Annotated in this window: 15 protein-coding genes; 6 read left to right on the top strand and 9 right to left on the bottom strand. The window is 73.6% G+C overall.

The window, feature by feature from the left end:
- Positions 1-110 precede the first annotated feature (110 nt).
- The 4 genes from M1P99_RS17445 to M1P99_RS17430 form a co-directional block, all read right to left on the bottom strand.
- Complete coding sequence (locus M1P99_RS17445) at positions 111-1010, bottom strand: bile acid:sodium symporter family protein (RefSeq protein ID WP_304453672.1); 900 nt, start codon at positions 1008-1010, stop codon at positions 111-113.
- A gap of 201 nt (positions 1011-1211) precedes the next feature.
- Positions 1212-1766 carry an ATP-binding protein gene (locus tag M1P99_RS17440; protein WP_304453671.1) on the bottom strand — a complete coding sequence of 185 codons (555 nt, stop codon included), beginning with the start codon at positions 1764-1766 and terminating at the stop codon, positions 1212-1214.
- A gap of 257 nt (positions 1767-2023) precedes the next feature.
- Complete coding sequence (locus M1P99_RS17435) at positions 2024-3553, bottom strand: glycerol-3-phosphate dehydrogenase/oxidase (protein WP_304453670.1); 1530 nt, start codon at positions 3551-3553, stop codon at positions 2024-2026.
- A gap of 156 nt (positions 3554-3709) precedes the next feature.
- Positions 3710-4303 (bottom strand): TetR/AcrR family transcriptional regulator, encoded by a 594-nt coding sequence (locus M1P99_RS17430; RefSeq protein ID WP_304453669.1) that lies wholly within the window; start codon positions 4301-4303, stop codon positions 3710-3712.
- Positions 4304-4320: 17 nt separating this feature from the next.
- On the opposite strand from M1P99_RS17430, the gene M1P99_RS17425 reads away from it, so the two are divergent.
- The 3 genes from M1P99_RS17425 to M1P99_RS17415 are packed head-to-tail and all read left to right on the top strand — an operon-like array spanning position 4321 to position 9197.
- Positions 4321-5952 (top strand): FAD-binding oxidoreductase, encoded by a 1632-nt coding sequence (locus M1P99_RS17425; protein WP_304453668.1) that lies wholly within the window; start codon positions 4321-4323, stop codon positions 5950-5952.
- A gap of 52 nt (positions 5953-6004) precedes the next feature.
- Positions 6005-8539, top strand: coding sequence for an ATP-binding protein (locus M1P99_RS17420; RefSeq protein ID WP_304453667.1), 2535 nt, complete (start codon positions 6005-6007; stop codon positions 8537-8539).
- Entirely contained in the window at positions 8520-9197 is a 678-nt protein-coding gene (locus M1P99_RS17415; RefSeq protein WP_304453666.1) for a response regulator, read from the top strand. The genes M1P99_RS17420 and M1P99_RS17415 overlap by 20 nt, the downstream gene beginning before the upstream one ends.
- Positions 9198-9273: 76 nt before the next feature.
- Here the strand turns inward: M1P99_RS17415 and M1P99_RS17410 are convergent, their stop codons facing one another.
- Positions 9274-10206, bottom strand: coding sequence for an aminoglycoside phosphotransferase family protein (locus tag M1P99_RS17410; protein WP_304453665.1), 933 nt, complete (start codon positions 10204-10206; stop codon positions 9274-9276).
- Positions 10207-10541: 335 nt separating this feature from the next.
- Positions 10542-11219, bottom strand: coding sequence for a sirohydrochlorin chelatase (locus M1P99_RS17405; RefSeq protein ID WP_304453664.1), 678 nt, complete (start codon positions 11217-11219; stop codon positions 10542-10544).
- Between the two features lie 830 nt (positions 11220-12049).
- Here M1P99_RS17405 and M1P99_RS17400 point away from each other — a divergent pair.
- The 3 genes from M1P99_RS17400 (at position 12050) to M1P99_RS17390 (ending at position 14654) form a co-directional block, all read left to right on the top strand.
- Positions 12050-12862: a nucleotidyltransferase domain-containing protein gene (locus M1P99_RS17400; RefSeq protein WP_304453663.1), complete on the top strand. Its 813-nt coding sequence runs from the start codon at positions 12050-12052 to the stop codon at positions 12860-12862.
- A 61-nt stretch (positions 12863-12923) separates the two neighbouring features.
- Positions 12924-13478: a peptide deformylase gene (def, locus tag M1P99_RS17395; RefSeq protein ID WP_304453662.1), complete on the top strand. Its 555-nt coding sequence runs from the start codon at positions 12924-12926 to the stop codon at positions 13476-13478.
- A gap of 204 nt (positions 13479-13682) precedes the next feature.
- Complete coding sequence (locus M1P99_RS17390; protein WP_304453661.1) at positions 13683-14654, top strand: hypothetical protein; 972 nt, start codon at positions 13683-13685, stop codon at positions 14652-14654.
- Between the two features lie 55 nt (positions 14655-14709).
- On the opposite strand, the gene M1P99_RS17385 is transcribed toward M1P99_RS17390, so the two are convergent.
- The 3 genes from M1P99_RS17385 to M1P99_RS17375 form a co-directional block, all read right to left on the bottom strand.
- Entirely contained in the window at positions 14710-16017 is a 1308-nt protein-coding gene (locus M1P99_RS17385) for an MFS transporter (RefSeq protein ID WP_304453660.1), read from the bottom strand.
- A 58-nt stretch (positions 16018-16075) separates the two neighbouring features.
- Positions 16076-16867, bottom strand: a complete 792-nt coding sequence (locus tag M1P99_RS17380) for an alpha/beta hydrolase (protein WP_304453659.1) — start codon at positions 16865-16867, stop codon at positions 16076-16078.
- 69 nt (positions 16868-16936) lie between these two features.
- Positions 16937-18109 (bottom strand): CPBP family intramembrane glutamic endopeptidase, encoded by a 1173-nt coding sequence (locus M1P99_RS17375; RefSeq protein ID WP_304453658.1) that lies wholly within the window; start codon positions 18107-18109, stop codon positions 16937-16939.
- Positions 18110-18254 lie beyond the last annotated feature (145 nt).

The following is an 18254-nucleotide window of genomic DNA, read 5'->3' as shown; positions in this document are numbered from 1 at the left end:
CACGAGCACATCGGCACCGTCGTCGCCAGCTCGGGCCGGCCCCACCGACAACGGCAGGCGGTGGCGCGGTGTCCGCCCACCACGACCGCAGGTGGGCGCCGCACGGCCGGTCACGGCACGGGAGGGGCCGCCTCCCGCGCGGCGTCGTCGCGGACCGCGCGCCGGTTGAGCAGGAGTCCGGTGGCGGCGGCGGTGAACAGCATCAGGATGCCGTACACGGCCGAGGGGACCGCGATCTCGGTGTTGCCGAGCAGGGCGGGGCTGAGCGCGATGGCCAGGGAGAGCGTGGTGTTGTGCAGGCCGATCTCCATGCAGGAGGCGATCGCCTCGGGGCGGCCGGTGCCGACGGCGCGCGGTGCCCAGTAGCCGATGGCCAGGCTGGCGAGGTTGAACAGCACGACCATCAGTCCCACGGAGACGATGTAGCCGCCGATGTTGTCGATCTCCTGGTACACGGCGGTGAGGATGACGCCGACCAGGACCGCGACGGAGGCCGCCTTGACCGGGCGCTCCATGCGCTGGGCGAAGGCCCGTGCCCGCGCCCGGAGCACCATTCCGATCGCCACGGGGACGAGGATGATCGCGAAGACCTGGAGGACCTTGCCGGCCTGGAGGCCGAGGGTGTCGCCGTCGCTCATGAAGTGGGCGAGCGCGAGGTTGGTGATCAGCGGCAGGGTCACCATGGCGGTGAGGGAGTTGAGCGCGGTCAGGGAGATGTTGAGCGCGACGTTGCCGCGGAACAGGTAGCTGTACAGGCTCGCGGTGGTGCCGCCGGGCGAGGCCGAGAGCAGCATCATCCCGACCGCGAGCGCCGGCGGCGGCTGGAAGAGCAGGACGAGGCCGAGGCACAGCAGCGGCAGGACGACGATCTGGCAGCCCAGGATGAGCGCGACCGTGCCGGGAACGCGGAGGAGGCGGGCGAAGTCGGCGGTCGTCAGGCTGAGCCCGAGGCCGAGCATGATGACGGCCAGGGCCGCCGGGAGCGCGATGGTGGCGATGCTGGAGTCCAAGGAGGCACCTCGGGTGGGGCCGCCGGGGCGGCTGGGGGGACTTCCCTCAGGTGGACAGGGGGTGTCCGGCACCGCGAACGCGCGGAGTCGCGCCGCTCCGTGGTCCGCGTCGCGGTGACGTACTGGTCGGTATCGTGGCACGCCGCCGACCCCCTGACAAGGCCCGCTCCCCCACCGGTCCCGGCCCCGCGGCCCGACGGGTCAGGCCGCGGGCCAGGAGCTCCCGGTCAGGTCATAGGCCAGGTGGAACCACACCTTGCGGATGCTGGGGTGGCCGTTGTCGCCCCACGCGGTGGCGAAGCTGTCGACCAGCGCCAGACCGCGCCCGTTCTCGGCGGTGAGCTGGTCCCCGGCCAGGGCTCCGGCGCTGAGGGGGCCGTCCTCCCCCGCCGCCGCCCGGCTGGGGGCGCCGCTGTCGCGGCAGACCAGGGTCAGTCCGTTGGGGCCGCGGTTCACCCGCAGCACGAAGGTCTGGCCCTCCTCCCCGGACCGGCTGTGCCGGATCGCGTTGGTGGCCAGCTCGGTGCCCAGGAGCGAGAACACGTAGCGGAACTCGCTGTCCCGGCAGGCCGCGCACGTGTCCAGGAAGGCGCGGGCGAGCGGGACGCTCGCCGGCTCGCCGGGGAACTCCCAGTGCCGCTTGGTGAAGGGCACGGGCGGGCGCCCGTTGAAGTAGTGCCGGTACTCGTCCGGTACCCCCGAGAGGACGGAGCCCTCCGCCTGGGCCAGGGTGGGCACGGAAACGAGCGTGGGCATGGGTGACTCCTTGGCGACGGCCGGAGCCCTGGGCTCGCGGTCGAGGGTGGTGGCGGGCGGCGGACAGGGGGCTGGTGACCGGGCACACCGAAGGAGGGGCCGGCTGGGGGAGCGTCCTGCGCCGGTGGGGGCAGCGGCGAGCGACGGCTACGACCTTACGCGATGATCTCCTTACGGGACAGGGGATGCGGGTGTGGCGCGTATCCGAATGCCGGCCCCGCCCGGGGCGCGGGCCCGGCCCGACGGGCCCGGATGCCTCACCGGATCTGCGCCAGGGCTGTCTCGGCCGCGGTCCGCGCGGCCTCGCGGTCGGCGTCCACCAGGGCGATCCTGGTCCGGCGCTCCAGGAGGTCGTCGACGTCCAGCGCTCCCTCGTGGCGCACGCCGAAGCGCAGTTCGGCGCCGGTCACCCCGCACGCGACCGGCTCCAGCAGAGCCGGATCCTCCTCGGCCCCGGCCAGGACCGCGGGCGCCTCGGCTCCGTACCGGGCGACCAGCCGCCGGGGTGCCGCCAGGTCGGCCAGCTCCGATCGGTCGGCCGCGCCGACCAGCGGCAGGTCGCGGGTACGGCAGGGGCCCGCGTTCAGCCGGCGTTCCCGCACGGCCGTGTCCACGGCCTCCTCCGCCATCGCCCGGTAGGTGGTCAGCTTGCCCCCGACGACGGTGACCGCGCCGTGCTCGGAGACGGTGACGGCGTGCTCGCGCGACAGGTCGGCGCTGTCGCCCTCCGCGCGCAGCAGCGGTCTGAGCCCGGCGAAGGAGCCGCGCACGTCGTCCCGGACGAGCCGGGTGCGCAGCGCGCGGTTGATCTGCGCGAGCAGGAAGTCGACGTCGTCCTCGGGGACGGTGGGCACGTGCGGCGGAGCGCCGTCCACGGGTTCGTCGGTCAGTCCGACGTAGACGCGGCCGTCCGCCTGGGGAAGGGCGAACACGAACCGGGCGGTGCCGCCGTCCACGGGCACGGTCAGGGCGGCCCGGGGGTCGCCGAGGGCGGCGGAGTCCACGACCAGGTGGCTGCCGCGGCTGGGGCGCAGGCGCACGCCCGGGTCGAGTTCCCCCGCGTGCACCCCGGTGGCGTTGACGACCGCGCGGGGACGTACGGGCACCAGTCGCCCGGTGCGTTCGTCGCGCAGGAGCACGCCGTCGGCGGTGATGCTCTGGGCCGAGCAGCGGGTGATCACGCCGGCGCCGTGCCCCGCGGCCGTGCGCGCCAGGGCGACCACGAGCCGGGCGTCGTCGACCAGCTGGCCGTCGAAGGACAGCAGGCCGCCGCGCAGCCCGTCGACGGCCACGCCGGGCAGCAGGCGTCGGGTCTGGGCGGCGGTGAGCAGGCGCGGGGGCGGCAGGACCGCCGAGCGCGTGCCCGCGGCCCGGCGCAGGACGTCGCCCAGCCCGGTGCCCGCCCACATCAGCAGCGCCTGGGCCGCGGGGGTGTCCCGGTGGACGGGGATCACCATCGGCAGGGTCCGCACCAGGTGGGGCGCGGTGACGGTCATCAGCAGATCGCGTTCGCGGGCGCTCTCGTAGGCGATGCCGAACTGGCCCTTGGCCAGGTAGCGCAGTCCGCCGTGCACGAGTTTGGAGCTCCACCGGCTGGTGCCGAAGGCGAGGTCGTAGCGCTCCACGAGCACGGTGGACAGCCCGCGCGAGGCCGCGTCCAGGGCGGCTCCGGCCCCGGTGACCCCGCCGCCGACGACCAGCACGTCGACCTCAGGGCACTCCTCCAGACGCGCGAGGTCGGCGGAACGGCGGGCGGCGTTGAGCGAGGTCGACTGGGTCGGGTGCACGGGAACACGGCCTTTCTGACGGAAGACGGGTGGCGGGCGGCGGCCCGCCGGGGGCGGGCGAGAGCGGCGTCGGGGCGGAGGCGCCCGCCGGGCTCCCCCGGTGGCGGCTCCCGTGGCCTTGCGGGCTCGCGGCCGCAAGGCTCCGCGGAACATGCCCTAGCCGCGACCCTCGGCGAGGTAGCCGTCCAGGAGGGTGGCCAGTTCGTCGACCAGGGCGTCCTCGTCGAGGAGGTCGGCGAACAGGCGGCGGGAGGTGACCGTGTCCTGGACGGTGACGAGGACGAACCGTGCCAGCACCGCCGGATCGCCCGCGCGGACGGAACCGTCCCGCTGGCCGTCGGCGACCACCGGCTCGACGATGTCGAGGGCGGCCCGGTGGCTGGTGCCCAGGCGGTGGAAGGTGTAGGTCGCCAGGAGTTCGGGCTCGGTGTCGACGATCCGGGTGAACAGCGGGTGGGCGAGCAGTGCGCGCGCGACTCCGGCGGCGTGCCGGACCAGCCGGGCGCGGACCGTCCCGCCGTCCGGCCCGGCGTCGGACGCCTCCTGGGCGAGCAGGATCCGCCGGAGTTCGCGGGTCAGGAGGTCGGCGACGAGCGCGGTGACGTCGGGCCAGCGGCGGTAGACGGTCGGCCGACTGACCTCGGCACGGCGGGCGACGTCGGTCAGGGTCGTCCGGCGCACCCCGAACGACTCGACGCAGACCAGGGCCGCGTCCATGATCCGGTCCTCAACGTTACGTTTTGACACCATGTGTAAAACTGTAGAGCATGGCTCACGACGACACGAACACCCCCCGCCGCACGGTCGGCGCCCCGGAGATGAGCTGGTTCGGCTGGGGCGACCCCGCCCGGGCACGCTCCCTGGACCCGGGCCTGCGCGACCTCATCGCCCAGGTCCTGCGCGCCCGCCCCCAGGACATGCCACCGGTCCCCGAGGGCGAGGTCCGCCTGCCCGCGCCACGCCTGGACCCGCGTGTGCGCGCCCGGCTGGCCGCGGTGACGGGCGAGGCCCACCTGGCCGACGACGACGCCACCCGCCTGCGCCACTGCGGCGGCAAGAGCACCCCCGACCTCCTGCTGCGCCGCGCCGGGTCGGCGGACCCCGCTCCGGACGCGGTGCTCTACCCGGCCGACCACGACGAGGTCCTGCGCCTGCTGGAGGTGTGCTCGGACGAGGGGGTGGCCGTGGTCCCCTTCGGCGGCGGCACCAGCGTGGTGGGCGGGCTGACCCCGCTGCGCGGCGGCTTCGACGCCGTGGTCGCCCTGGACCTGCGGCGCCTGGACCGGCTGGTCTCCTTCGACCCCGTCTCGATGACCGCCGTCCTGGGCGCGGGTGTGCGCACCCCGCGCGCCGAGGCCGTACTGGCCGAGCACGGCTGCACCCTCGGGCACATGCCGCAGAGCTACGAGTACGCGACCATCGGCGGGTACGCCGCCACCCGGTCCAGCGGCCAGGCCTCCTCCGGGTACGGCCGCTTCGAGGACATGGTGGTGTCCCTGCGCGCGGCGACTCCGCGCGGCACCCTGGCCGCGGGCGGTCCTCCGGCGTCGGCCGCCGGCCCGGACCTGCGGCACCTGCTGCTGGGCTCGGAGGGCACCCTGGGCGTCATCACCGAAGTGGGCGTGCGCGTGCGGCGCAGGCCGGAGACGGTCCTGGACGAGGCCTGGTCCTTCCCCGACTTCCCCACCGGGGCCACCGCCCTGCGCGCCCTGGCGCAGTCGGACACCCGCCCCACCATGGCGCGGGTGCTGGACGAGTCGGAGACCTTCGTGGGAGCCGCCCTGGCCGGCCGCGAGGCCACACCCGGCTGCCAGGCCGTCGTCGGCTTCGAGGGCACGGAGGCGGAGGTGGCCGCGCGCGCCGCGGCCGTCGGCGCCGTCCTGGCGGCCGCGGGCGGCACCCGGCTCGGTCCGGAGCCGGTGGCGCACTGGCGGGAGAACCGCTTCTCCGCCCCGTACCTGCGCGACACCCTGCTCTCGGCGGGCATCCTCGCCGAGACCCTGGAGACCGCGGCGAGCTGGACCGACCTGCTGCCGCTCCACGCGGCCGTGTCCGACGCGCTCACCTCCGCGCTGGAGGGCGACGAGGGAGGAGCCGTGGTCATGTGCCACGTGTCGCACACCTACTCCACCGGCGCCTCGCTGTACTTCACGGTGGCGACCGCGGCGGGCGCGGCGCCCCTGGACCGCTGGGAGCGGGCCAAGCGCGCCGCCTCGGACGCGATCGTCGCCCACGGCGGGACGATCACCCACCACCACGCCGTGGGGACCGACCACCGGCCGTGGATGGCCGAGGAGATCGGTGCGCTGGGCGCCGACGTCCTGCGCGCCGCCAAGAGCGCGCTCGACCCGCGCGGCGTCCTGAACCCGGGCAAGCTCATCCCCGGCCCCCAGGAGTGACCGCGGCCCCTCTCCCGGCCCGGCCGCTCCCCGGAGGACCGACAATGGATCCGTGGCACGAGGCAAGCTCCGTATCTACCTGGGATCGGCTCCCGGGGTCGGCACCACCCACAGCGCGCTGGCCGAGGCGCACCGCCGGTCGTCCAGCGGCACCGACACCGTGGTCGCCGTCGCCCACACGCACCGCCGTCCCGGCACCGAAGCCCTGCTCCAGGGCCTGGAGGCGATCCCGACCCTGGCCTCAGGCGCCGTCGACACCGGCGCCGTCATCGCCCGTGCCCCCGCCCTGGCGATCGTGGACGACCTGGCGCACGCCAACGCCCCCGGCTCGCCCAACCCCGCCCGCTGGCAGGACGTGCAGGAACTCCTGGCGGCCGGGGTCAACGTGGTGTCCACCGTGGGCATCCACCAACTGGAGTCCCTCAACGACGTCGTCAAGCAGATCACCGGCGCTCCCCCCGTGCGCTCGGTCCCCGACCGGGTGGTGCGCGCGGCCACGGAGATCGAACTCGTCGATCTGACACCGCAGGAGCTCCGCCGCCGGATGGCGCACGGCGACATCCACCCGGCGGAGCGCGTGGACGCGGCCCTGTCCGACTTCTACCGCGAGGGCAACCTGGCGGCCCTGCGCGAGCTGGCCCTGCTGTGGACCGCCGACCGGGTCGAGGAAGGGCTGGCCCGGTACCGCGGCGAGCACAAGATCCGCAGCACCTGGGAGGCGCGCGAACGCGTCGTCGTCGCGCTGACCGGAGGCCCCGAGGGGGAGACCCTCATCCTGCGGGCCGCCCGGGTCGCCGCCCGCTCGCGCGGCGGGCACCCCCAGCCCAGCCACCTCATGGCGGTGCACGTGGTGCCGCCCGACGGCATCGCCCAGTCGCCCACCGACGACCTCCTCCGCCAGCGCCGACTGCTCGCCGAACTCGGCGGCACCTACCACCAGGTGGTCGGCAACGACGTCCCCACCGGCCTGCTGGAGTTCGCCCGCGGCGTGCACGCCACCCAGATCGTCCTGGGATCCTCGCGCCGCAGCGCGTGGCAGTACGTGTTCGGTCCGGGGGTCGGCACCATCGTGGCGCGCGAGTCCGGCGACATCGACGTGCACATCGTCACCCACGAGCAGGTCGGAACCGGGCGCTGGCCGCTTCCGCCGCCGGGCCGCGGCCTGGGACCGCACCGCAGGGTGGTGGGCTGGGCGTTGGCGGTGGTGGCCCCGTTCCTGTTGTCCCTGGTCCTGACGGTGCCGCCGCTGCGAGGGGTGGGCGCGGCCTCGGACGCCCTGCTCCTGCTGCTCATCACCGTCTCGACCGCCGCCGTCGGGGGCCTGTGGCCCGCGCTGTCCTCCGCCGTGCTGAGCGCGCTCCTGCTCACGTTCGTGCTCTCACCTCTGCACGGACGACCACCGGTGTCGCTGGACAACATGCTCGCCCTGACCGCGTTCGCGCTGGTGGGGACGCTGGTCGCCGTGGTCGTGGAGATGGCGGCGCGACGGTCGGCCCAGGCCGCGCGCGGCAGGGCCGAGGCCAAGGCGGTGACACTGCTGGCGGGGAGCGTGCTCTCGGGCAGCGAACCCCTCCAGGCGCTGCTCCGGCGCATCCGCAAGACCTTCGCACAGCGGTCGGCGACCCTCCTGGAGCAACTGGACGAGGGCCGGTGGCGGGTGGTCCACAGCGTCGGCGCTCCCGCGTGCGAGACCCCGGACGAGGCCGACGTGCAGGTGTCGATCTCCGACACCCTCACCCTGGCGCTGCGGGGGCGGGTGCTGCCCGCCGCCGACCGCGGGGTCCTGCGGGCCTTCGCCGCGCACATCGGCATCGCCCTGGAGCACCAGCGGCTGGAGTGGGACGCCGCCGAGGCGCGCGGCCAGGCGGCGGGCAACCGCATCCGCACCGCCCTGCTGGCGGCCGTCTCGCACGACCTGCGCTCGCCGCTGACCTCGATCAAGGCGAGCCTGTCGACCCTGCGCGCCACCGACATCGAACTCGACCCCGAGGACCGCGAGGCGCTCCTGGAGACGGTGGAGGAGTCCACGGACCGGTTGAACCGGCTCATCGACAACCTGCTGGACATGAGCAGGGTCCACACCGACAACGTCCGTCCCCGGCTGCGCGCGGTCGGGCTGGAGGAGGTCGTCCCCGTCACGCTCCTGGGCCTGCCGCACGGCTCGGTCACCGTGGACGTCCCCGACTCCCTGCCGCGGGTGCGCGCCGACGCGGGGCTGTTGGAGCGATCGATCGCCAACGTGGTCACCAACGCGGTCCGACACAATCCCGACCCCAGCAGCCCGGTGCTCGTCGCGGCCAGCGCCCACGGCGAGAACGTGCAGCTGCGCGTCGCGGACCGGGGCCCGGGGGTCTCCGACGAGGGCAAGCACCGGATGTTCGAGGCCTTCCAGCGCCTGGGCGACGCGCCCCAGGGCACGGGGGTCGGTCTCGGGTTGGCGGTGGCGCGTGGTTTCGTGGAGGCGATGCACGGGACGCTCACGCCGGAGGACACACCCGGCGGCGGACTCACGATGGTGTTCACGCTGAAGGCGGCGGATCCGAACGAGGCAGGCGAGGAGAGGTCCGATGCGGGTCCTGGTCGTTGACGACGACGTGCAGATCATCCGGGCGATGCGGATCAACCTGAGGGCGCGCGGGCATGACGTGGACACCGCGGCGGACGGTGCCGCGGCGCTGCGGCTGGCCGCCGACCGGCACCCGGACGTGGTCCTGTTGGACCTGGGGCTGCCCGACATGGAGGGCATGGAGGTCATCCAGCGGCTGCGGGGCTGGTCCCAGGTGCCGATCATCGTCCTGTCCGCTCGGCACTCCGCCGGGGAGAAGGTGCGCTGCCTGGACTCGGGGGCCGACGACTACGTCACCAAGCCGTTCGGGATGGACGAGCTGCTGGCGCGGATGCGCGCGGCCGAGCGCCGGTCGGTGCGCTCGGAGGAGGCGCCCGTGGTGCGCACGTCGTGCTTCACCGTCGACCTGGGCGCCAAGCGCGTGGTGCGCAACGGCGAGGAGGTGCGGCTCACTCCGACGGAGTGGCACATCCTGGAGATCCTCGCCCGCAACTGCGGACAGCTGGTGAGCCAGCGGCGCCTCCTCCACGACGTGTGGGGCCCCTCGTACCAGAGTGAGACCAACTACCTGCGCGTCTACATGGCACAGCTGCGCCGGAAGCTGGAGCCCGATCCCGCGCATCCCCGGTACCTCATCACGGAGGCGGGCCGCGGCTACCGGTTCGAGACCCCGGCCTGAGCGGTCGGGCCCCGGGCCGGCCGGGGCGTGGCCGGTGGAGCCCGCCCGTCGCGGTCAGGGCGGGGCGCACCACGTCCTAGCGCCTGGCGAAGGCGACGCCCTCGGCCATCTCCATCAGGACGTCGAACTCCTCGGTACCGGTCTGGCCGCGGTTGGCCTTGGCGACGACCATGCAGGGCGCGAAGGCGCGGGACCACTCCATGAGCCGGTCCCCGTCCACGTCCATGACGCGGGACAGCACGTCCACCCGGCGCTCCACCTCCCGCAGGCTGCTGGCCTGCCACACCGTCCAGTCGACCGCGTCGACGGCGCCGTCGCCGAGGCACGCGCGCGGGTCCAGAGCGACCAGCCCGCGCGGGCCGCCGTCGATGACGTTGCCGGGGTGCAGGTCGCCGTGCAGGGGGACCACTCCGACCTCGCCGTGGGCCAGGTCGCGGGCCCGGCACAGGCCCTGGTGCATCACGGGGGCGGGAACGATCTCCGCGGCGGGGCCCTCGGCGCGTTCGCGGGACCACAGGTCGAAGATGAACTGCACCCGCGATGTCAGGGGGCGCAGCTCCATGAGCTCGGCGCGCGGCACCTCGACGGCGTGCAGTTGGGCGATGAGGGAGCCGACGGTCTCCATCGCGGGGACCACACCGGTGGCCGCGACGGTCTCGCCGTCGACGCGCTCCATGAGGATGGCGCCGCGGTCGGGGTCCAGGCCCCAGACCTCCGGAACGCGGTGCGAGGGCGCCCACATGCGGAGCAGCCGGGCTTCGGAGACGGCCAGCCCACCGTCCGGGCTGAGTTTGAGGACCCCCTCGCTGCCGTCGGCACGGCTGACCAGGAGGACGACGGACGTGCGGCCGTGCGGGGCCGGCCCCTCGACCGTCAGCCCCCATTCGGCGGCGAGCTTCTCCACGATCGAGGGGACTTCGGTCAGCCATTCGCCGACATGCGCGCCGAAGCGCCGTTCCAGACGTCGGCGCTGCCGATCGTCGACGAACCGCGCTGTGACGTCGTTCATGAGTTCCACCTTCGGGTCGCGCGCGTCGGTGTCCGGCAGGGTTCGGCCCCCGACGCCGACGGCCGACGCGTTGGTCCGTTGGCGGCGACCGCGCGGGGAGCCCGCACGGGCGCGAGGCTGTCGCGGCCGGGAGGGAGTCCGGGTCCGGAGAGGGGGCCGCTCCCGGTCCGTGCCACTCCGCGCGGTCGGCGGCGGGGCACGGTGCCACATTGTGGGTGCGGGGAGTTCCCGCCCGTTCGGACCCCTACCCACCCCGGCACCTCCGGTAACGGCGCGCCTACCCTCACAGCACCGTTTCCCGGCACGGGACCCCGGCGGACCGTGTCGCGGTCCGCTCAGGCCAGTCGGCCCTTGACCGCCCGGTGCTGGGCGAGGAGCGTGTCCACGACCAGCTCGGAGGGCCACAGCGGCGCGGTGATGGCGGTGACGTCCAGCCCGCGCAGCAGCTCGAAGTCGGGGCCGTCCACCAGCCGCCAGGCCGCCACGGCGACGCGCTCCCGGCCGTCCCGGCGCAGGCGGTCGACGGCGTCGAACACCGAGGGCGCCCAGGTGCGCAGGTACCCGACCTGGACCGGGGAGCCCAGGCGGCGGCTGAGCATGCGGGCCACGTCCATGACCACCTGGCGCTCCTCGGTGCCGGTGGTGCCGTCGGCGGCCAGGACCACGCCGTCGTCCCGGCTCCACCCCGACTCGCCCAGGCGTCCGGCGAGGTCGGCGACGATGGACGGGACCGCGCCGAGGGGCGCGGTCTGGCAGACGTTCTCCAGCCGGCCGAGGCCGATGCGGGAGAGGAGGTGGGCGCTCGCGACGTCGCCACCCGCGACGAACGCCGGGACGACCACCTTGGGGCCGTCGACGGAACGGAGGGTGGCGGTGACTTCGTCGGGGCTGCCGAAGGCGGCGGTCACAGGGACCTCTCCACGGCTGGCCACCGCCGCCGCGAGGCCGCACAGGGCCTCGCGTCTGTGGGCGTCACGCGCGTCGTCGGCTACGAGGACCATGGTCGGGACCATTCCGGCTCCTTGGAATCGCTGCGAGATCTGCCGTTCTCCCCAGACGGTAATGAGGCACAGTTTCGGGAGGGTGCTCTCGTGTTACACGGATGAAAACAAAGAACAATGGCTGTGATGGGTATCACCTGGGGGAGGCTTGGTGAATCCTAACAATCGCCGAAAAGATGGGGCGTGTCCACATCTGCGGCCTGTGCTGTGCACCGCCTTCCGGCGAACGGCCGGGAGTGCCCGCGCATACGGCAGGTCCGATGACGCCCCGACCAGCGAACACGAGCACGGATCCCTTGCGGTTACGGTGTTACCGACGAGTAGAACATGGCGGACGCCACACTCGGAATGGCCTCCGCGGACCGCCCCGCTTTCACGCAGAGTTCTCTAGCGAAAAGCCACGGCAAAAGAATCCCATGCAAAGAACCGTGCGTATGCACGTGCGGAGGATTGCGCACGCCGACGCGCGAACCGACCCCGCCCCGCGCGCCGGAGGAACGGGCACGAAGCACCCCGGCGATATCGCCCCGGGCCCATCGCTCGTGGCGCGCCCGCTTCGCGCCCGCGCGAGGGCCACAGCAGCCCTTTTGCATACGGGCCGCGGATCTGTCAAGGGTGCGAGCTCCCCCTCTCCGGCATAGCCGTACACCACGTGACGTGGGGAGACAGGATGCAAGTCCGGCGTGATCACTTGCCATCATCAGCGCACCCGCCCAGACTTGGGGAGAGAAGGCGATAGCCCCAGCGGCCCCAACAGGCGCAGGGCCGAGCCCGAGCCACAGCGAGCCGGTCCTACCCACACCAGGTCGCGCGCACGAACCCACCATCAGACTGGAGTGAGCATGGCCGTCCACCCTCGGGTGCAGACGCTGGCCCAGACCTTCCTCGCCAACGCGGACCAGGAGGCCCCCGGCCTGGTCGAAGGCCTCTATCTGACCGGTTCGGTCGCCCTCGGCGACTACCGACCGCACACCAGCGACGTCGACTTCGTCATCGTCACCGCGGACACCCCCGGCACCCGCGAGATCGAGCAGCTGCGCCGCGCGCACGCGCGTACCCGCTCGGACCTGCCGCGGCCCCAGTTCAACGGCGTCCACGTCACCTGGGACCACCTCACCCGCGACTCCGCCTCCTGCGGCCCCCTCCCCTCCGTGGTCGGCGGCCGCTTCCGCGAGCGCGCCAGCTCCGACGTCAACCCCGCCACCTGGCACATCCTCGCCGAACGCGGCGTCCCGGTCCGGGGCCCGCACCCGGTCGAACTCGACGTGTGGGACGAGCCCGAGAGCCTGCGTGCGTGGTCGCTGGGCTCCCTGGACGAGCACTGGCGGCGCTGGCGCGAACGGGCCGGAAGACTCGTCACTCCGCGCGGCCTCGCGGTCCTGGGCTCGCTCGCCCCCTCCTGGAGCGTGCTCAGCGTCAGCCGTCTGCACTTCACCCTCAAGACCGGCGAGATCACCTCCAAGTCAGGCGCGGGCGCCTACGCACTGCACGCCTTCCCCGACCGCTGGCAGCGGATCGTCAACGAGTGCCTGCGCGTGCGCCGCGGCGTCCAGGCGCCGTCGCTGTACGAGAACGCCCTGGCGCGCCGCCGGGCCGCCCTGGACTACATCGAGATGGTGCTGGACGAGTCGCTGCGCCCCAGCCTGGCCGCCTGAACCCCGCCGTACACCCGCATGCCGCACCGCCCCCTCCCCCGGCCCGGCTACTCTGTGGGGCATGAGCATGCGCCCCATCGTCCGGTTCGGCGACCCCGTCCTCGTCACCCGGACCACGCCCGTCACCAAGTTCGACCAGCACACCGCGGCCCTGGTCCAGGACCTCCTGGACACCGTGGACGCCCCCGGTCGTGCCGGGCTCGCAGCCACCCAGATCGGTGTGGGACTGCGCGTGTTCAGCTACAACGTCGACGACCGCATCGGCTACGTGATCAACCCCGAGATCGCCGAACTGTCCGAGGAGACGCAGGAGGACGAGGAGGGCTGCCTGTCGGTGCCGCGTCTGTGGTATTCCACACGCCGGGCCGAGCGCGCCGTCGTCACCGGCGTCGACCTGCGCAACGAGCCGGTCACCGTCGAGGGCACCGGCCTGATGGCGCGGTGCCTGCAGCACGAGACCGACCACCTGGACGGCATGCTCTACCTCGACCGCCTCGATCCCGCGACCCGGCGCCGGGCCCTGCGTGACGTCCGTCGCTCCGACTGGTTCATGCCCGCCGAGACGCCCGAGCCCGCCGGCGTCCAACTGCCGAGTGCCTTCGGCGGCACCGCCTGAGGACCGCCCGTTCCCCGTGTCCGGCCACGTGCGGTCACCGACTCCGGGTATCTTCGGACACATCCCCGCTCTTGCCCCCGAACACCTGATTGAGCACCAGACGCCAGAGATCTCGCAAGGTCTGCTGAGCATCTCCCGCCCCACGGCACCCCATGTGTCGCCGTCGGCCCACCGAATGCGCTCAGACCGTCCACGGAGCAGATGATGACACCCAGCCCCCGATTCCGAGTCCCACGCGCAGGCCGAGCCGCGCTCTCCGTCGGCGCGGTCTCCCTGGCACTGCTGCTGACCGTGCCCGGAGCCGCCTACGCCGAGCCGGACGACGAGATCGACATCGACGCGCTGAACGAGCGCGCCGAGGAGCTCGAGGAGAGCTACGGCGGCGAGCTGCTCCAGTACAACGAGATCAAGGACCGGGTCGAGCGGGCCCAGGAGGACCTGGAGGAGGTCGAGGAGCGCCTGGAGGGCTCCCGATCGGGCGTCTCGGGCATCGCCTCGGCCCAGTACAAGAACAACAGCGGCTTCGATCCGGCGCTGCAGGTCGTCTTCTCCAGCGATCCCGAGGACATGTTCTCCGACGCCGCGACGCTGACCTATCTGGGCCAGAGCCAGGCCGATCAGATCTCCGAGCTCATCGAGACGCGCGACGAGCAGGAGGAGGTCACCACCGAGCTCACCGAGGAGCTGGAGGAGGCCGCCGAGCTCGTCGAGTCCCTGGAGGACCAGCGCGAGGAGGTCGAGGCCGAGATCGAGGAGTACGAGGAGTCACAGATCCCGGAGACTCCCGGCAACGGCACGATCCCCGAGAGCGCCATGGGCGGCGGCTGGGGGTCGACCACGGCCCGTATGGCCGGGATCCGCGACGACATCATCATGACCTATGGTGCGCCCTACCCCGTCGGCTGCTGGCGGCCCAGCGCCGACGACCACGGCGACGGCCGCGCCTGCGACTTCATGATGAGTTCCGGTGGCGCCATCCCGTCGGGCGAGAACAACGCGCTCGGCGACCAGATCGCCCAGTACGCGATCAACAACGCCGACCGCCTCGGCGTGGACTACGTCATCTGGAAGCAGCGGATCTGGCACCGGAGCAACCGCCAGTGGGTGTTCATGAACGACCGCGGCGGCGCGACGGCCAACCACTACGACCACGTGCACATCTCGTCGGTCAACTAGGGCGTGTGACGGACGCCCGCGGCGCAGCCCCTCCTGCCTTGGCCCGATGTGGGCCCTATCGGGCCTTCGTCCCGGGTGCGGGCGCGGGTGCGGGGCGTTCCCGGCCGGTGAGGGCCAGCGGGAGGACCCCGGCGAGCAGCACCGCCAGCAGGGCGAACGCCGGGCCGTAGCCCATGAGCTGGATGACCAGCCCCATGCCCATCGCGCCCACGCCAGAGCCGGCGTCGAAGCCGATGTTCCACACCGCGCTGGCCCGCCCGTACCCGGCGGGGCCCGCGCGGTTGAGCATGAGCATGACGGTCTCGTTCTGCACGGCGCCGAACCCGAGTCCGAAGAGGGCCGCTCCCGCCAGTACCAGGGCCGCGGCGGCCGGACCGGGCGCCGGACCCTCCCCGGTCACGGTCCACAGCCCCGCGGTCACCAGCGCCAGGCCGATGACCGCGCCGGCCACGCCCGGCAGGAGCAGCAGCGCGCGCCGGTGGCGGTCGTGCAGCATCCCCGCGGTCCACCGGCCCGCGACGACGGCCAGTGCCAGGGCCGCCAGCGTGCCGCTGACCAGCCACGCGGCCTGCTCCAGCGGGATGGCCAGGAACGTGATGACCGTGCTCGCCGACGTGGCGGCCACGAGCATGATGGCCAGGGGCGCCGCCAGGACCAGCAGGAGCGGGAGTCCGACGGGGCCGACGTCGCCCGCGCCTCCACGGCGCGGGGCCGACCGCAGTGCCGACCGGTTGCGCCCGCCGTCGGCGAACCAGATCCCGGCGGCCAGCGCGGCCCCCGCCACGGAGCAGGCGCCGGTGATCCAGAACGCGGTGTCGAAGCCGATCTGCAGGGCCAGTGCCACCCCGCCGGGCAGGATGACGACCTGCGGGAGGCCGACGGCCAGTCCGTAGTAGCCGGTGGCCCGCCCGACCTGCTCGTTCGGTACGAGTCGCGCGGCCAGGGCCGTCCCGGCCACGCTGACCATGCCGAACCCGACACCCCGCAGCGCGGAGACCGCGATCAGCGGAGCCAGGTCGGCCGTCGCGGCGAAGAGGGGTGTGGGCAGCCCCATGATCAGACAGCCCACGGGGAAGGCCCACCGGTAGCCGCCCCGCTCCAGCATCCAGGGCATGGTGAGCTGTGTGAGGACGGTGGTGAGCATGAAGGCCGCCGTCGTACTCCCGGCGCCGAACTCGCCCGCGCCGCCCCGGCTGGCCCAGAGGGGGACCAGCGGCAGCACGGCGGCGAACCCGCACAGGCCCACAGCGGTCGCCGCGATCAACAGCGCGAACCCCCGGCCGCCCAGACCTGGCAGCCGATCGCGGGAGGCGTCCTGGGCGCCCGCTCCGCGGCGGGACGAGGGCGTACGGGGTCGGGTCATCCCTCCTTTGTAGTAGACCCTGGCGGTCCTGTCGACGCCGCCCCCGCCCGTCCCGTGCTCAGCTCTCGGAAGGACCCAGCCGTTCGCGGAGCCAGTCGCGCAGACGCGCCGACAGCTCGGGGGTGACGGCCCGTTCCGCGTGCCCCATGCCCGGAACGATCCACAGGTCCCGGGGTTCGCCGGCGGCCTCGTGGATGGCCAGGGCGTGCGCGATCGGGAAGTAGGTGTCGGCGTCACCGTGCACCACGAGCAGCGGAGTCGGACTGATCTCCCCCGCGACCTCCCGCGGCTCGGCCGGGCGGGGGTCCCAGCGGCGGTCGGTGACGCGCACCTTGCGGAAGCGCTCGAGGAAGAAGCGCCCGGCGGTGCGCCCGATGCCGACGTGGAGCAGGCGCATGCGGCGGGTGCCCCGGTAGTACCAGCGACTGGGCGCGCTGACCGAGACGACGGCGTCGACCCCGCCGAAGATGGCGGCGTGCCGGACGGCCACGGCCGCGCCCATGGAGAAGCCGACGGTGGCCACGGTCGTGTAGCCGAGCGTCCTCAGCCGGGCGACGACGGCCTCCAGGTCGTGGATCTCGGCGTTGCCGACGGTGCTGTGGCCACCGGAGCCGTGGTGGCCGCGGAAGTCGAACGTCATCACGTCGCCGACCGGCAGCAGGGTCTCGGCGATGGCCCGCGTGTGCGGGTTGCGGTAGGTGCCGGTGAACCCGTTGGCGAGGACGACGGCCGTGTCACTCGGTTCGGCGCCGCGCCGCAGAACGGCGTCGATACCGACGCCGTCGGACGTCGTCAGCCAGAACCGGCGGTCCTGGGGCCGGGACAGTGGATGGTCGATTGCGTCAGACACCCGTCCATCCTGCCCGACGCGCGCCGAGCGTGTGGATCCGGCCCGGGTGTGTCGCGGTCGCGGACGCGATCAGGGCCGGTCGCGGAAGGACTGCTCGTACTGGTCGCCGTAGGAGGACTGCTGCCCGTCGTGGAAGCCGGGACCCGGCGCGTACGGGTTCGGTGGGGCCGGGCGGTCGCCGTAGCGCTCCTCGTAGGGGCGCGGGTCCGTCGCGGGAGCGGGCGCGCCGTAGGGCGGCTCGGGGTACAGCGGGGCCTGCCCGTGGCCCCGGCCGTCGCCGCCACTCGGCTCGCCGTAACCGTGGGCGTCCGCGCCCCGCTCGCCGTGGGGGCGCTCGTCGTAGGGCCGGTCCCCGTCAGGCTGCTCGTCGTAGGGACGGTCGTCATAGGTCGCCGCTTCGTCCGGGTACTCGTCGTACCCGTCGTACTCGTCGCCGTCGTCGAGGTCGGCGCGGGCGGAGGCGGGCGGGAACACCAGGGAGCGCAGGTTCAGGGCCACGTGCACGGCCATCGGCACCCACAGGCTCTCCGTGCCCAGGTAGAGGATCGTGAACAGGGCGCCCGAGGCGCCGGCGCTGACCAGGCCCCACCAGCCCTGGTAGACGTGGGCGACCGAGAACAGCAGCACGGACAGGACCGCGGCGATCCACAGCGGTACGCCCATCCCCGCCACCAGGACGATGAACAGCCCTCGGTAGAGCAGCTCCCCGAACACGCCGCCGGTCACCGCCGCGCCGCCGGCCAGCAGGCGCTCGACCGTCGTCCGCGGCACCAGGAGGCCCTGGGGGTGGCGCCCGGGCTCGGGGAGTGACACGGGCGCGTTCGACGCCCGGCTCCCCCGGTGGCCGGACCCCCTGCGCCCGCTCCTCCTCCCCTGGCCGGACCGCCGGAACGGCAGCCCGTGGGTGAGGATCCACAGCACGGCCAGCGCGAGGAGTCCGCCGACGGCGCCGCCCGCGATCGGCCCCCAGGCTTCGGGGACCCGCAGGCCGAGGTCACCGGCGCCCAGCCCCGGTGAGAGCAGCAGGACCGCGAGGACCAGCAGCCCCCACAGGACATGGGTCGCCACCGTGACGGCGTACAGGCGCCGCAGGGCTCGCCCGCCGTCGTGGCGGCTGCGGGCCAGGCGGGCGAACGCGAGCCGACCGAGGAAGGGTTCGCCGAACGCCGCGAAGAGGAGCAGCAGGACCGTCAGCACGGTCCCGGCGAGGCTGAACTGAGGGAGAGTCTCCGACCAAGGCACGGGGCAATAGTAGGGCTCCCAAAGCCCGCATTGCGCACATGACGGATTCCGGACCCGATGACCTCTTGTGGACGGGGGGATGAACAGCGACCGTAGAGAGTGTCACAGGTCACATCGTGGGCGGTGGCACGTACCACCCCGTGCG

This window comes from Nocardiopsis sp. YSL2 (assembly GCF_030555055.1).
In the GTDB taxonomy this organism is placed as follows: domain Bacteria; phylum Actinomycetota; class Actinomycetes; order Streptosporangiales; family Streptosporangiaceae; genus Nocardiopsis.
Note: the sequence above shows the minus strand (reverse complement) of the source record. Positions and strands in the feature narration are given on the sequence as shown.